Annotated in this window: 16 protein-coding genes; 13 read left to right on the top strand and 3 right to left on the bottom strand. The window is 37.5% G+C overall.

The features are described 5' to 3' along the window. Nucleotides 1-136 precede the first annotated feature (136 nt). The 4 genes from R5R67_RS09150 (at nt 137) to R5R67_RS09135 (ending at nt 3772) form a co-directional block, all read left to right on the top strand. A complete protein-coding gene (locus tag R5R67_RS09150; protein ID WP_001232203.1) occupies nt 137-805 on the top strand; it encodes an ankyrin repeat domain-containing protein in 669 nt (222 codons plus the stop codon). Nucleotides 806-820: 15 nt separating this feature from the next. Further along, nucleotides 821-1303, top strand: coding sequence for a nucleoside deaminase (locus R5R67_RS09145; protein WP_000646724.1), 483 nt, complete (start codon nt 821-823; stop codon nt 1301-1303). After that, nucleotides 1303-2481, top strand: coding sequence for a cyanate transporter (locus R5R67_RS09140; RefSeq protein WP_000813817.1), 1179 nt, complete (start codon nt 1303-1305; stop codon nt 2479-2481). The genes R5R67_RS09145 and R5R67_RS09140 overlap by 1 nt, the downstream gene beginning before the upstream one ends. Nucleotides 2482-2614: 133 nt before the next feature. Continuing rightward, nucleotides 2615-3772 carry a winged helix-turn-helix domain-containing protein gene (locus R5R67_RS09135; protein WP_000204292.1) on the top strand — a complete coding sequence of 386 codons (1158 nt, stop codon included), beginning with the start codon at nt 2615-2617 and terminating at the stop codon, nt 3770-3772. 79 nt (nt 3773-3851) lie between these two features. On the opposite strand, the gene R5R67_RS09130 is transcribed toward R5R67_RS09135, so the two are convergent. Continuing rightward, a complete protein-coding gene (locus tag R5R67_RS09130; protein WP_000615568.1) occupies nt 3852-4310 on the bottom strand; it encodes a GNAT family N-acetyltransferase in 459 nt (152 codons plus the stop codon). A 315-nt stretch (nt 4311-4625) separates the two neighbouring features. Next, nucleotides 4626-5285, bottom strand: a complete 660-nt coding sequence (locus tag R5R67_RS09125; RefSeq protein WP_318754808.1) for an epoxyqueuosine reductase QueH — start codon at nt 5283-5285, stop codon at nt 4626-4628. Between the two features lie 426 nt (nt 5286-5711). On the opposite strand from R5R67_RS09125, the gene R5R67_RS09120 reads away from it, so the two are divergent. The 4 genes from R5R67_RS09120 (at nt 5712) to R5R67_RS09105 (ending at nt 9034) form a co-directional block, all read left to right on the top strand. Beyond that, nucleotides 5712-5999 carry a hypothetical protein gene (locus R5R67_RS09120; protein WP_000342965.1) on the top strand — a complete coding sequence of 96 codons (288 nt, stop codon included), beginning with the start codon at nt 5712-5714 and terminating at the stop codon, nt 5997-5999. Nucleotides 6000-6187: 188 nt separating this feature from the next. Continuing rightward, nucleotides 6188-6640: a redox-sensitive transcriptional activator SoxR gene (gene soxR, locus R5R67_RS09115; RefSeq protein ID WP_000004112.1), complete on the top strand. Its 453-nt coding sequence runs from the start codon at nt 6188-6190 to the stop codon at nt 6638-6640. A gap of 161 nt (nt 6641-6801) precedes the next feature. Beyond that, on the top strand, nt 6802-7236 hold the full coding sequence (locus R5R67_RS09110; RefSeq protein ID WP_000720063.1) for an I78 family peptidase inhibitor: 435 nt from the start codon (nt 6802-6804) through the stop codon (nt 7234-7236). Nucleotides 7237-8098: 862 nt separating this feature from the next. Continuing rightward, the gene (locus tag R5R67_RS09105) at nt 8099-9034 is read left to right on the top strand and encodes a dihydrodipicolinate synthase family protein (protein WP_000065199.1); all 936 of its coding nucleotides are present in this window, start codon (nt 8099-8101) and stop codon (nt 9032-9034) included. Between the two features lie 55 nt (nt 9035-9089). Here R5R67_RS09105 and R5R67_RS09100 read toward each other — a convergent pair whose 3' ends face one another. Beyond that, nucleotides 9090-9998, bottom strand: a complete 909-nt coding sequence (locus tag R5R67_RS09100) for a DMT family transporter (RefSeq protein ID WP_002061535.1) — start codon at nt 9996-9998, stop codon at nt 9090-9092. A 417-nt stretch (nt 9999-10415) separates the two neighbouring features. Between R5R67_RS09100 and R5R67_RS09095 the strand changes: the two genes are divergently transcribed. The 5 genes from R5R67_RS09095 to R5R67_RS09075 all read left to right on the top strand — a co-directional run bounded on the left by R5R67_RS09095 (nt 10416) and on the right by R5R67_RS09075 (nt 14793). Further along, a complete protein-coding gene (locus R5R67_RS09095) occupies nt 10416-11099 on the top strand; it encodes a GntR family transcriptional regulator (protein ID WP_000174668.1) in 684 nt (227 codons plus the stop codon). Nucleotides 11100-11267: 168 nt separating this feature from the next. After that, complete coding sequence (locus R5R67_RS09090; RefSeq protein ID WP_000859580.1) at nt 11268-12200, top strand: 4-hydroxyproline epimerase; 933 nt, start codon at nt 11268-11270, stop codon at nt 12198-12200. Then, nucleotides 12197-13300: an NAD(P)/FAD-dependent oxidoreductase gene (locus tag R5R67_RS09085; RefSeq protein ID WP_001258336.1), complete on the top strand. Its 1104-nt coding sequence runs from the start codon at nt 12197-12199 to the stop codon at nt 13298-13300. The genes R5R67_RS09090 and R5R67_RS09085 overlap by 4 nt, the downstream gene beginning before the upstream one ends. After that, entirely contained in the window at nt 13301-13531 is a 231-nt protein-coding gene (locus tag R5R67_RS09080; RefSeq protein ID WP_000615327.1) for a (2Fe-2S)-binding protein, read from the top strand. Further along, nucleotides 13531-14793 (top strand): FAD-dependent oxidoreductase, encoded by a 1263-nt coding sequence (locus tag R5R67_RS09075; protein WP_000415220.1) that lies wholly within the window; start codon nt 13531-13533, stop codon nt 14791-14793. The genes R5R67_RS09080 and R5R67_RS09075 overlap by 1 nt, the downstream gene beginning before the upstream one ends. Nucleotides 14794-14825 lie beyond the last annotated feature (32 nt).

The raw sequence follows: 14825 nt of genomic DNA, 5'->3' as shown, positions 1-14825 counted from the left end.
ATAACGCAGAGAACAAGATGCTTAAGTATTTATAATCTTAATACAATCGATTAAATAATTTAATTTCCAAATACTTTTAAGCGCGCTTATTCTAGTGCCAAATTGTTATGCAATTCATTTTTATTTGGAGTGTTTCATGCGTAAGTCCCTCATATGGATCAATCTGATCATTGCGATGGGCGCTTTGGGTTTTACAAATGCGGTAAATGCAAAAGATGAATACCCTTTACACATGGCAGCTGCAAATGACGATATTCAGTTAATAAAACATATTTTGTCTCAAAAGACCTTAATTGATGCACGTGATGAAACAGGTTCAACAGCATTAATGGTGGCAACAAGAGCAAACAATATACATGCTGCTCATATGTTGATTGAGGCCGGCGCAGATGTAAATGCGAAAGATAATATACAAGATAGTCCTTATTTGTATGCAGGCGCACAAGGTTATTTAAAAATTTTACGAATGACACTCATGCATGGTGCCGATTTAAAGAGTACTAACCGTTATGGGGGAACCGCGCTTATTCCAGCAGCAGAACGGGGCCATGTAGAAACTGTCCGTACTTTAATTGCCGCAGGTGTAAACGTAAATCATGTCAATAATTTAGGTTGGACAGCTTTACTAGAAGCAATCATTTTAGGTAATGGCAAATCCAACTATCAGCAAATTGTGGCGCTTTTGCTAAAAGCTGGTGCCAATCCGAATTTGGCAGATAAAGATGGGATCACACCATTACAACATGCACGTACAAGAGGATATCGCGAAATTGAAAAACTCCTTCTTGTAGCAGGTGCAAAATAGATTGAGGAGGAATAAATGAAAGCAAATCAGGAATTTTTACGTCAAGCCATTGAGCTTGCTTATAACAATATAGAAAAAGGTGGCCGACCATTTGGCGCAGTAATTGTAAAAGATGGCAAAGTAATTGCTTCAGGTGTTAATCAAATTTTGACAACTAATGATCCGACTGCACATGCTGAACTATTGGCAATTCGTGCAGCCAGCCAAGTTCTAGGAAACGCGAATTTAGAAGGCTGTTCGGTATTTGCAAGCGGGCATCCATGTCCTATGTGTATGGCTGCAATGCGTTTAGCGGGTATAAAAACAGTTAACTATGCTTATTCTAATGAAGATGGCGCACCATTTGGTTTATCTACAGCTGAAATATATGCCGATCTTGTAAAACCATTTGCTGAACAGTCTATGAAAATTGAATATGTGCCCATTCGATTTGAAGACCGTACCGACCTTTATGTGTTTTGGAAAAATTATCAAGCTAAGCAATCGGGCCTAAAGTAATGAAGCAGTCTGGAGCTTTCTTGGCTCGTCCCATGCTTATTTTGACAGTCGCTCTGGTTGGACTCAATTTAAGACCTTTTATGACCAGTATTGGTCCTTTAGTCTCAAAGATTCGAGCAGGTACTGGATTAAGTCTACAAGGAATAGCTTTACTCACTTTATTGCCCATGATGTTGATGGGACTTATTGCCTTTATTGGTCCAATCGTACAGAGCATGGTTGGAGAACGCAGAGTTGTTTTGGGTGCTTTGCTGACTATATGTATTGGATGCGCACTTAGATTTTTATTTCCTACAGCTGAGGGCGTAATTGCTAGTGCAATAATTATTGGTTTAGGCGTCGCGCTGATACAGGCTGCTTTTCCAGGAATTATTAAACGAGAGTTTAGTCAACATATCGGGCCTATGATGGGGCTTTATTCAGCTATGCTTATGGGGGGTGGCGCACTAGGCGCATGGTTGGCACCTGTGATTTCCAATATAACGGGTCTATGGTCACTGGGGCTGGCTTTCTTTACTATACCCGCTGTATTAGCATTAGTATCAACATTTATTTTTTTACCCTCCATTGTAAGTTCGACTGCCCATCTGTCACCTGTAAAAACATTATTAAAGAAACCTAGAACATGGTTGTTAATGCTGTGTTTTGGTTTGGTCAATGGTGGCTATTCTTCGGTGGTTGCGTGGTTGGCACCTTCGTTTCAAGATCATGGCTGGAGTGTTTCTCAAAGTGGGAAATTGCTTGCCTTACTTGCCTTGAGTCAAGCAGCCTCGGCTCTGTCTTTGCCTATTTTAGCTAGGAAATATAAAGATCGACGTCCGTGGTTGTGGTTTACTCTATTCATGCAATTTGCTGGCTTTGCAGGACTTGCTTTTATACCTGAATTTGCATCTGTGTTATGGGCAATTTGTTTAGGAATAGGCTTGGGAGGTTGTTTTGCCTTAACACTTATTGTGGCATTAGACCATTTTGAAGAGCCGAACAATGCGGGTGCTTTATCTGCACTTATGCAAGGAGGCGGTTTTTTACTTGCTGCAATACCGCCTTGGTTTGTAGCAGCTTTGCATGACTTTACAGGGACTTATAAGGCAGGTTGGATTTTTCATTTATGTAGTGTGATATTGGTTATTGTGTTAGTGGTAAGGTTAGCTCCAAGAAGTTATAACAAAATTCACTAATAAAAGTTTAGGTGATTAAAGAATATTACGGTCCTAAAGAAATACTATTTTGAAGGGAAGATGGTTAAAGAAAAGTGATAGGATAATATTGAAACTTTCAGTTTTTAAATGAACACAACAATATTTGATTTTTATGACATCTTCTTTGAAAAAAATAGCTTTATTAAAACAGGGCTTAGGAAAAAATAGTCCATTCGCAGCCGGTATGCACGGAACTTTACAGGCGATTGAGCATTTAGGTTATGTACAGATTGATACCATATCTGTCGTTGAACGTGCTCATCACCATATATTGTGGAGTCGAGTGCCAGATTATGATTTAAGCCATTTAAACAGTTTGGTTCGTGAACGGCAGATTTTCGAATATTGGTATCATGCGGCATCTTATCTTCCTATGAAAGATTATCGATATGCATTACCGGCAATGATGTCTGTCAGAAAAGGGGAAAGTCGCTATTTTAATAGAGGCGATCAACACCTTATGAATGAAATTCTGGCACGTGTTCGTGCCGAAGGTAAAATTCGGTTAAGGGATATTGATAAGAAAAATAAAGAGAGTTTAGGGAATTGGTGGAATACCGGTCCAGGCCGCCGTGCTTTTGAGCAGTTATATATGCAAGGTGACCTGATGATCTGTGAACGTAATGGTATGGAAAAAGTTTACGATTTGACTGAACGCTGCCTACCTGAAAATATTGATTTAAGTTTGCCTACGCTTTACGAATATGCTCAGTATTTATTTAATAATACGCTTCGAGCTCATGGTGCATTTACGTGGAAACAATTGGTTCATTTAAAGAAAAATGATTTAAAAGAAACCATGCGTGTCGTGCTGAAAGAGCAGATTGATGCAGGTGTCGTATCAGCGATTAAACTTGCAGATGGGCAAACTCTATATGTGGATGTAACTGCAATAGAGCAACAATTGGATACTGATTTTGGTCTAAAAATACTTTCGCCTTTTGATAACTCTCTTATTCATCGTGACCGTTTAACTTCTTTATTTGAATTTGATTATCGGATCGAATGCTATGTACCAGCGGCCAAACGGGTATTTGGATATTTTTGTTTGCCTATTCTTTATCAAAATGAGTTAGTAGGACGAATCGACTGTAAAGCACACCGGACAGTAAAAGAACTAGAAGTGATTAGTCTACATTTAGAAAAAACGGTAAAAGATAAAGAGCATTTCTTTTTTGAATTAGATCAGGAACTCAAGCGTTTTGCAGCATTTAATCAATGCTCAACTGTGAATGATAAGGTAGTCAAACTCATTCGCAGCAAGCTTTAAGTACCAATCTATTTGGGTAGTCAAAAATGATTAAAGCTAAAACACCAAAAGAGTGAAAATTTTTGGTGTTTAACTTCGCTTAGTTCAAAGACATACGGTATTGAATAACGCCGGGCTTTTGTGCAATCCAATCATAGAGCTTTTGGGCTGTTTGATTGCTTTCTTGAGTATGCCAATATAAACGTTCACAGCTATGTTCGGTGGCTTGCTTCTGTACATACTCAATAAGTTGTTTACCAATGTGTCGCCCACGAACTTCAGGTGATACATACAGATCTTCTAAATAACAGTAGTTATTTTCTGCCCAAGTAGACCGATGAAACATATAAGTGACAAAACCTAAGATACGTTCTTTATATTTGGCAACTGCACAATAAATAGATTCTTTTTCATCGAAAAAACGATCCCAAGTCTTTTTTGTGATATGGAGGGGTAAATTGACCTGATAGAAATTTTGATAGGCAACCCAATATTCTAACCATTGAGTATAGTCTTGTTGTTGAACTGGCGAGACTTCGATCGTTTCATTTTGAATCATAATTACACTTCATTCTGACTAATTGATGAAATTATATATTGGATATGAATGTTTTATAGAAACATTAAAGTATTAAAAACTAACACAATAAATTTGATGAGAAAAGAAATTGCTTATTTTTATAACTTTCTAAAATAAAAATTTTTTTATTAATCTTATTTTAAGCTAGCTTTATTATTCTAATAAAACAAAGCTCGTCTAAGTACACCTTTTAGCCACATTCTCCAGATGTGGCTCTTTTTATTTGTGGTTAGAAAAATCTAGAAGTAAATAAATATAATTAAATATTTATTTTTGAATCGCTATAAGTTTTTTTTAATCATTTTCCATTGCATTACTATAAAACTTAATACCTATTTTAATGCGATCTCGACCATTACTTATACGCCAGCGATTCGTATCACGTAGGGAATACACACAGCCACAGTATTCTTGCTGGTAGAATTCTTCACGTTTACTAATCTCAATCATGCGGCTAGAGCCACCATTTTTTCGCCAGTTGTAGTCCCAGTACTGAATATCGGGATAGTGTGAAGCAGCGCGAATCCCGCAGTCATTGATTTGCGTCATATTTTTCCATCTTGAAATCCCTAAAGAGCTGCTGATTAGACTAAACCCATGTTCATATGCATACAAAGCGGTACGCTCGAAGCGCATATCAAAACACATGGTACAGCGGATACCGCGTTCAGGTTCATTTTCCATACCTTTAGCACGGGCAAACCAATTATCGGTGTCATAATCTGCATCAATAAAGGGAATATTATGTTTTTCTGCGAAGCGGATATTTTCTTCTTTACGAATCAGATATTCTTTTACCGGATGAATATTAGGATTATAAAAGAATATAGAAAAGTTTATATTAGACTCAATTAATGACTCCATTACTTCTCCAGAGCAGGGAGCACAGCAAGAATGGAGTAATAATTTATTATGTCCAGATGGGAGTTCGAGTTTTTGACGTTGAATAGCCATAATTAAAAAATAAGTTATATTTTTATATATTTTAGATTTTTTAACTGCTTATAAAAATGAATTTTTTTCAATTAATGATGAAAATATCTAATCTTTATTATTTGTGCTGAATAATAAAGTATTTTTTAATTTTATTACATATAATAAATAATATATTATATTTGTGTAATATTATTAAAAATAATTTTAACTTTCTATTGTCAAAAAAGTACACTCTATAGAAAATAGGAATAATTTTATATTTGTGTAACTATTTGTCTTTTATATATTTATCTACTTAGTTTTAGCTAGAAAAATTGTGTGATGAACGTCTCAAATAAGTATTATTTTTTAAATTTAAATATTTTTTTAGATTTATATTTTTAATAAATTTATACTAAAACAGTTATTCTATTTTTCTCATTTGAGTATGTGATATTTTAAGATATGGACGATTGGCAATGTAAGTATTGTAATGGTTACATTATGGTTAATCATTCAAGGATAGAGGTAGGGGAAAAAGTTTACTTTTTGGTATATAAATTCGATGCAAAAAATGAAAGAAAAAAACTATATAAAAAAGGAACTGTAATTGCACGTTGCGATAGTATTTTACATATCGAATCAAGAAAAAAGACATATAAAATAGAGGAGGCTAAAGTCTATCCTTTAGGTGCACCTATGCCATTTGTTTATAATATGTTCTGGATATGTGGTTGTGAAAACAGGCCATAATATTTTTATTGAATCTAAAATGAATAGTGAATTTAAATAATTTTGATGATTTTTTATTCAATTTTGCAAATTATAGTTTTTAATTTTTATAAATAGCTTAAATTGCTGAAAGGTTAAAGTTAGATTGCAATTTGACAAAATTTTAGCAACCTTTTATAAGACCTCAACTAAGCTTGAGATTAATAAAAATGAGTGAAAGGAATCAAAGTCGTTTGTTAACGGTTGGTGAGGTTGCAAAACGTAGCGGTGTTGCAGTTTCAACCCTTCATTTTTACGAATCTAAAGGTTTAATTAAAAGTATAAGAACCAATGGTAACCAACGCCGTTTTACTCTAGTGGTGTTACGTTACATTGCGATCATTAAAATTGCTCAAAAAGTTGGTATTCCATTAGATGAAATAAAACAAGCCCTAAGTAAATATCCGATGGGTTCTAAATTAACTGCACAACAATGGAAAGAGCTATCTCTCGATTGGCGGAAGAATTTGGATGAGCGTATTCAAAAACTCACAAGACTCAGAGACGAAATGGATTGGTGTATTGGATGTGGTTGTTTGTCATTAGAACAATGTCCATTAAGAAATCCAAATGATGTGTTGGGGCAAGAAGGTGCCGGGCCACGTATTTTAGAAAGACCATAGAAGATAAATTTTATTGTTAGATATAACGCATCATAATTTAACATTTGCAATAGAGAATTATTTTGTAAGTTGCTCTCTATGAAGGTTTTTTATTGTAAACAAGTCATATAAAGCATAATATTTTTTGATATCTTTATTTCTTTTAGTAAGAAGCAAAATTTATGAAAAAAATTATCTTTCTTGGTTTAGCGCTTGTTTCGTTAACGGCTTGCTCATCAGTACAACATAAAGATTCAACTCCTCCAAAAATTGGTTCACCAAATCCTGCTAGTCAATATTGCGTTGAACAAGGCGGGAAATTAGAAATTAGAAATGAAGCAAATGGTCAGGTAGGTTATTGCCATTTGCCAAATGGACAAGTCGTCGAAGAGTGGAAATTATTCCGTGATAATCAGGCGAACTGTGTTTCAGAAGAAGCTCAAAAATTAGTTGGGCAATCTGGTTTAACCGATGATCAAATTAAGCAAAAAACGAAGTCAGAAATTGTTCGTAAAGTTGCTCCAGGTCAACCGATGACAATGGATTATCGTTCAAATCGAGTAACTGTCACAATTGATCCAACTTCTAAAAAAATTACTCAAGCAACATGTGGTTAATTCTTTAATTAAAGAATTAACTTAAGTTCGAACAAGAAGGCCTGTCAAAAGACAGGCTTTCTTTTTAGACAGCCAAATAAATTGTTAAGCTTAATCACATAATTTTTCATAATGCACAAAAACCTGTTAAACCTCATTCAAAGAAAAACAAACATAGGTGCTAAGTTTTAAGTTCCTTTTAAATCATGTGTAGGAACGAGCTATGATGCAAGCAATGTTTTTCTTTAGTGCTGGAGCAGTTTTTGGTTATTGCTATCGTCATTACGATGCTAAAGTTAAAAAAGCCAATGATTCAAAATAAATGATTAAAAAGCCTGCTTCTTGAGTAGGCTTTTTTCTTTTTATTATTCCCACCCATTGAATAGAACATATTTTAAGTAATCATAAAAAAAGCCCCTAGCGGACTAGAGGCAGAAAAACTTCAGATGCAGGTAACAGGTGAATTATGCATCTGAGTTAAGTAGGTTGTATCAAACCATGTAGAGCACTTTACCAGTAAAAATGAGTAAAAATAGGGATGTGCGACTAATGGCTAATGTTTCCTGTATCTTTTTTAACCATTTTTGAAAGTAAATAATTTTCTTCAGACCCGTTTAATTTTTGAATCTTTATTATTAATAAATCAGAAAAAAGCTTTCAAAACATATCCTATTTATCAGTTCTACAGTTTTTATCTTTGTTTTTTATACGTTTTTTTAGATGAAAAGAATTTTAGAACAAAGACTATTCTTTTTTATGTATATCGTATACGATATATGAAGAATGATTGGACAGCTATTGATACCCATTCCATAACTTTTGAGATGGATTAACTCAAAAGTACAACTACCAATAGTTTTAACTATATTACTGAGGAATAATTATGAGTAATATCTTCACAGGATGTATCCCGGCGCTAATGACTCCATGTACTCCTAACCGTGAGCCAGATTTTGATGCGCTTGTGAAAAAAGGGCATGAGCTTATTGAAGCGGGAATGAGTGCGGTAGTGTATTGTGGTTCAATGGGCGATTGGCCTTTATTGACCGAAGCTCAACGTCAAGAAGGTGTAGCACGACTTGTAGCTGCTGGTATTCCGACAATTGTGGGTACTGGGGCAGTTAATTCAAAAGAAGCCGTTTCTCATGCAGCTCATGCAGAAAAAGTAGGTGCACAAGGGCTTATGGTAATTCCACGTGTATTATCACGTGGTGCATCGCCAACTGCACAAAAGGCACACTTTTCTGCGATTCTAAAAGCTGCTCCTAGCTTACCTGCGGTAATTTACAATAGCCCGTATTATGGATTTGCGACTCGTGCAGATTTGTTTTTTGAATTACGCCGTGAATTTCCAAACTTAATTGGTTTTAAAGAGTTTGGTGGTGCTGCTGATATGCGTTATGCAGCTGAGTTCATCACTTCCCAAGATGACTCTGTGACATTAATGGCTGGTGTAGATACTCAAGTTTTCCATGGTTTCGTTAACTGCAATGCAACGGGAGCAATTACGGGTATTGGTAATGCTTTGCCTAAAGAAGTTTTACAGTTGGTTGACCTTAGTAAGAAAGCTGCAGCAGGGGATGCGAAAGCTCGTCGTTTGGCACAAGAATTATCAAGCGCTTTAGAAGTTTTATCGTCTTTTGATGAAGGTACTGATTTAGTCCTTTATTACAAGTACTTAATGGTACTTAATGGCGATAAAGAATATACCTTACATTTTAACGAGACGGATGCATTGAGTGAATCACAACGTAAATACGTTGAAACTCAGTATGAATTATTCCGTACTTGGTACCGTAACTGGTCAGCTGAAATCTAAGCAAATATCTATAAAAAAGAGGCTAACAATTTAGCCTCTTTTTTACTTCTATTATTTATTTTTTAATGAGAACAATAACGCAGAGGAATATTAAAACTAAACCTAAATAACTATTCATTGTTAAACTTTCGCCTACTACAACAACTGCCAATAAAGCTGCCACAGGAATTTCGACCAAAGCTAACGTCATGGCTTGACTGGCTGGAATACGTTTTAAACCAAAGCTAAAAAATAAATAGCCTAAGAACATAGGTACGATTGGGATATAAAGGGCTACCCAAATATTATTTGGATAATTAAATAGGTGAGTTGCTGTAACTAATAAAGTAGGTAATAACAGAACTGCTGAAATCCCAAAGATCACGCCCATGGCAGCTCTTGAGTCGATGCCTTTATGGATTAAATTTTTCATAATCCATGAATATGTTGCATAACTCAGACTTGAGAGTAAGCCAAAAAATACACCTAATAGCCGTTCGGATTGGACGCCTTGATGTTGATGACTATGTTCGCCTGCATATGAGAGTAAAACGACTCCTAAAAAACCAAGAATAAAACTGATAAGCCATTTTAAAGAAAGCTTACGTTTATCTAATAACCACTCAAGCATGACTGAAAACAAAGGGGCGCAGCCAATTGAAATAACAGTACCAATAGAAACACCAGCTAATGAGACCGAGGAATAAAAAGCAAACGGGCAAAGAATAGAAACAATGACGGCAATCAAAACTTTGGTTTTATAGTCAAAAAGCTTTCGGTAATCTTTTTTAATGGCTTTTAAACTTAAAAATGTATGAATTAAACCACCGAAGCCCACAGAAATGGTAGCAATCACAAGTGGACTGATGCCCTTTGCAAAAGATGCTGCTGTGCCTGCCGTACCCCATAGAAAAGCAGCAAATAGTACAGATAAGAAACCCGTATAATAAGTCAGGGAAAATTTTGCTTCTGTTGGCGTACTCATATGAAGTGACTCAAACTCTGAAAGTTTTATGCAGCAAGATTTCTACAAGATAATAATTTTTACCTTGTAAGGAATAATCAGCTCAATGGATAAGAATTTTTGACAGTTTCCCGTCAAGAGAACAGGGTAGTATGCTGGTATTTATGACGATTTGCTTGGTTAAATACAATAAAATAATGACGATTTCGGCATAGTCTAATAATAGTTTTGTGAATTAAATGGTATAAAGTATACTTTGTATATGAATGATTTTAAAAATTATTGGTTTATAGTGATATAAAAATAGTTTTTAAAAGCTTTATATGAAGGATAAGCCGTACCGAAAATGATGCTTTCAAAGCAATAATTTCATTATGGTGGATGACTAAAATTATCATCCTTTTGTTTGTGTCATATTTTGAGGTTAAGAGAATATTCGTGACGCTACCATCTTTTAATGTATCAAATCTTGGTGCAATGCCTTCGGTATCTGAAGTTATTGTCAAATATATTAGAGAAGCAATTATTGCAGGGCATATTGCTGAAGGTGAGCCGATCCGTCAGGATGAAATTGCCAAGCTATTTAATGTCAGCAAAATTCCGGTACGTGAAGCCTTAAAGCAACTTGAAGCCGAAGGCTTAGTAGAGTTTATAAAAAATCGCGGTGCAATTGTGACCCGTATTTCTGAAGAAGAATTAGCTCAGATTTTTGAAGTACGGGTTATGTTAGAAACGAAGCTGATTCAGCTCGCCGTGCCGAATATGACAGAAGAAACTTATAAAAAGGCAGATGAAATTTGTAATGCCTTTATCGACAACATGGATATTGGAAGCTGGACCACACTAAATTGGCAGTTACATGCCTGCCTGTATGAACCAGCACAACGGCCTTATATGCTCGGATTAATTCGTTCTATTTACGATAAAATTGAGCGCTATTTAAGATTGCAGATGAATGTTTCCGAAGGCAAATCACGTGCAAATGATGAGCACAAAGAAATTGTGAAAGCCTGTAAAGCCAAGGATGTTGATTTGGCGGTTAAGTTAATTGAAGAGCATATTAATGGTGTTTGCCAATCACTTTATGAGCACTTACCTCACCATAAAAATGTGAAAAAATAAGCGCTGCATTCTTTATCATTTCAATTAGGCCAATGGCCTAATTTTTTTGTCTTTATTTTAGCTGGAGTAAGTTTTCACTATGCTGATTTCGTCATAGATTTATAAGAAAACGATCAAGCTTGCTGTTTTCAGATCAGTCATCCTAAAGGAAAATGTAAGGATACTTCTATGAAAACAGTAAAAATTTTAGACTCTCATACTGGTGGCGAACCAACACGATTAGTACTTGAAGGTTTTCCTGATTTAGGCACAGGAGATATGGAAAGCCGCCGAAAAATATTATCAGAACAATATGACCATTTCCGTAGAGCAACCATGCTAGAGCCGCGCGGTAATGATGTGTTGGTTGGCGCATTATTGTGTAAGCCAGTGAATCCCAAAGCGAGCGCGGGCGTTATTTTCTTTAATAACACGGGCTACCTAGGCATGTGTGGTCATGGCACGATTGGTTTAGTAGCTTCGTTAGCACACTTGGGAAAAATACAAGTGGGCACGCATTTAATTGAAACTCCAGTAGGTGATGTTGAAGCGACATTGCATGAAGACCATTCAGTGAGTGTGCGAAATGTACCGGCATATCGTTATAAAAAAGCAGTCGAAGTTGATGTTGAAAAATATGGAAAAGTTACTGGTGATATTGCATGGGGCGGTAATTGGTTCTTCTTGATTAATGATCATGGTCAACGTGTTGCAAGTGATAATTTAGATCAACTTACCGAATATGCGTGGACGGTTAGACAAGCGCTTACGGCACAAGGAATAACCGGTAAAGATGGGCAAGAAATTGACCATATCGAATTATTTGCGAGTGACGCCGAAGCAGACAGTAAAAATTTCGTGCTTTGTCCAGGCAAGGCCTATGACCGTTCACCGTGTGGAACCGGAACGAGTGCGAAAATTGCTTGCTTGGCCGCAGATGGCAAACTTGAGCCAGGAAAGTTATGGAAACAAGCCAGCATTATCGGTAGCCAGTTTATTGCCTCGTATGAACAAGCAGGGGAATATGTGATTCCAACCATTCGTGGTGAAGCTTACATGAGTGCCGAAGCAACTTTATTTATGGATGAAAATGACCCATTTGCTTGGGGTATTCAGCTATGAGAACCGATGCCATCGTCATTGGGGCAGGCATTGTAGGTGCTGCATGTGCTTATGAATTGGCTCGGCAAGGGTTAAATGTGCAAGTTTTGGATGCTCGGATCGGTGGTGCAACAGCCGCGGGCATGGGGCATTTGGTCATTATGGATGACTTGGAAGCCGAATTAAAACTTAGTCATTGGTCAGTTCAGCTATGGCATGAATTAGGACACGAACTTTCGGAAGACTGTGCCTATCGCCAAACGCCAACTTTATGGCTGGCAAGTAGCCCAGAAGAAATGCAGATTGCTGAGGAAAAATATCAACGTCTCACTGCGCAAGGCGTCTGTTGCCAACTTCGAAACGCAGATGAAGTTCATCAGCTTGAACCTCACTTAAAGCAGGGTCTTTATGGTGGTTTAGAAGTTTTTGATGATGGAATTTTATATGCGCCTTGTGCTGCTGAATGGTTATTAAAAAAATTTCCCTACAAGGTTCAGGTTCAACAAGCTAAAGTTATTCATATTGAAGAAAATCGGGTTCAGTTAAGTGATGGCACATGGCTAGAAGCTGCGCATATCGTTTTGGCTAACGGTATTCATGCGACAGATTTTTTTCCAGAGTTACCGATTGAACCTAAAAAAGGTCATTTGGCGATTACTGACCGTTACCCTGAATTAAATGTAAAGCATACATTGGTGGCTTTGGCGTATGCGGCCAGCACTCAAGCGACAAGTGGAATTTCGGTGGCTTGTAATATTCAGCCTAGACCGACAGGCCAGCTTTTTATTGGGTCATCTCGTCAGTTCAATACGGTTGATCCGACTGTAGAGCCAGAAGTCTTTACTCGGGTGCTTAAAGAGGCTGTCGATTATTTTCCAGCTTTGGCTGATCTTAATGTTATTCGGGCATGGACTGGCTTTCGCGCAGCCACACCCGATGGTATTCCGGTAATTGGACGACATCCTGCATTTCAATCGGTTTATTTAGCGGTAGGGCATGAAGGTTTAGGTGTAACCACAGCAACCGGTACAGCAAAACTGATTGCCTCACACATATGTGGATTAACTTTTGATATAGATCCAGAACCTTTTTTACCTCATCGTTTTATAGGAGCTGCATAGATGATTCAGCTTTTTATTAACGGCCAACCGGTTTCTGTGATTGAAGGTACGAGTGTTGCTGCTGCTTTAGCACAAGCGAAGTCTTACAGCCGTTTGTCAGTTTGTGGTGAAAAACGTACTCCATTTTGTGGAATGGGAGTTTGTCAGGAATGCCGTGTCAATATTAATGGACTCAGAGTGCTTGCTTGTCAGACGCTGTGCCAGCAAGACATGAAAGTGGAAACACAATAATGGAAAAACAATACGATGTGGTGGTTGTCGGTGCTGGGCCTGCAGGGTTGTCAGCTGCTATTGCAGCCGCCGAAAGTGGCGGGCGAATTTTAATATTGGATAATAATCCACAGGCGGGTGGTCAAATCTGGCGGGCTGGACCGATTTTTCCTGTACCTGAAATGGCGCAGCAGAAATATCAACAAATCAAAGCTCATCCTAATATTGAATTTATGTTTGGTGCGAAAATTGTCGCCGCACCTTTTGCAGGCCAGTTACTCGTTGAGCGACCTCACGACAGCCTAAACTTATCTTATCGCCAGCTTATATTGTGTACGGGAGCAAGAGAACTGTTTTTGCCTTTTCCCGGTTGGACTTTACCTGGCGTAACAGGGGCAGGTGGTTTGCAAGCCTTAATTAAAGCAGGCACACCTGTAAAAAATGAACGCATTGTGATTGCGGGCTCTGGACCATTACTCTTAGCAAGTGCGGATACAGCAAAAAAAGCAGAGGCTCAAGTTCTCTATGTTGCCGAACAGGCGGCTTCATCTTCCGTTCGTAAATTTGCACTGCAACTTTGGCGTTGGCCTTCGAAAGTAATACAAGCGTTATCTTTACCTCATCGTTTATATCAACCTGACAGTTATGTGGTTGAGGCGATTGGTCAGGAGCGTCTTGAACGAGTAAGGCTACAAACGCCGAAGGGAATCATTGAAATTGAGTGTGGTCGACTCGCGTGCGGATTTGGTTTAGTCCCGAATACTCAATTAGGGCAGTTAATGGGTTGTCAAATTAAGGACAATGCGATTACGGTCGATGACTATCAACGTACATCACAGCCACAGGTGTGGGCAGCAGGTGAGTGTACAGGTTTTGGCGGAAGTGAGCTGGCGATGGTTGAAGGTAGCATTGCAGGTTATGCAGCTATAGGTCAAAATGAAAAAGCGAGACAATTATTTGCTCAAAGACAACGGTATCGTTTATTTGCACATCTCCTTGAGAAAAGCTTTAAGTTACGTGCTGAGTTAAAAACGCTTGCACGCCCAGAAACTATTTTTTGTCGATGTGAAGATCTAACTTTTGATAAAGTTGCCAAGCGTAGTAGTTGGATTGATGCAAAATTACATACACGCTGTGGAATGGGGGCGTGCCAAGGAAGCACATGTGCAACAGCAGCAGCTTGTTTATTTGATTGGCAGTTGCCTAACTCTCGACCACCATTACTTCCTACTCGTGTAAAAAGCCTCATGGCGATGTCTACTTCTCCTTTAAATCAAAAATGAAATGTTCTAGAGTAGACAAGTTATAACTTTGT

The organism is Acinetobacter sp. OYA S30 (genome assembly GCF_033599315.1).
Lineage (GTDB): Bacteria > Pseudomonadota > Gammaproteobacteria > Pseudomonadales > Moraxellaceae > Acinetobacter > Acinetobacter baumannii.
This window is presented reverse-complemented; position numbering and strand designations above follow the sequence as displayed.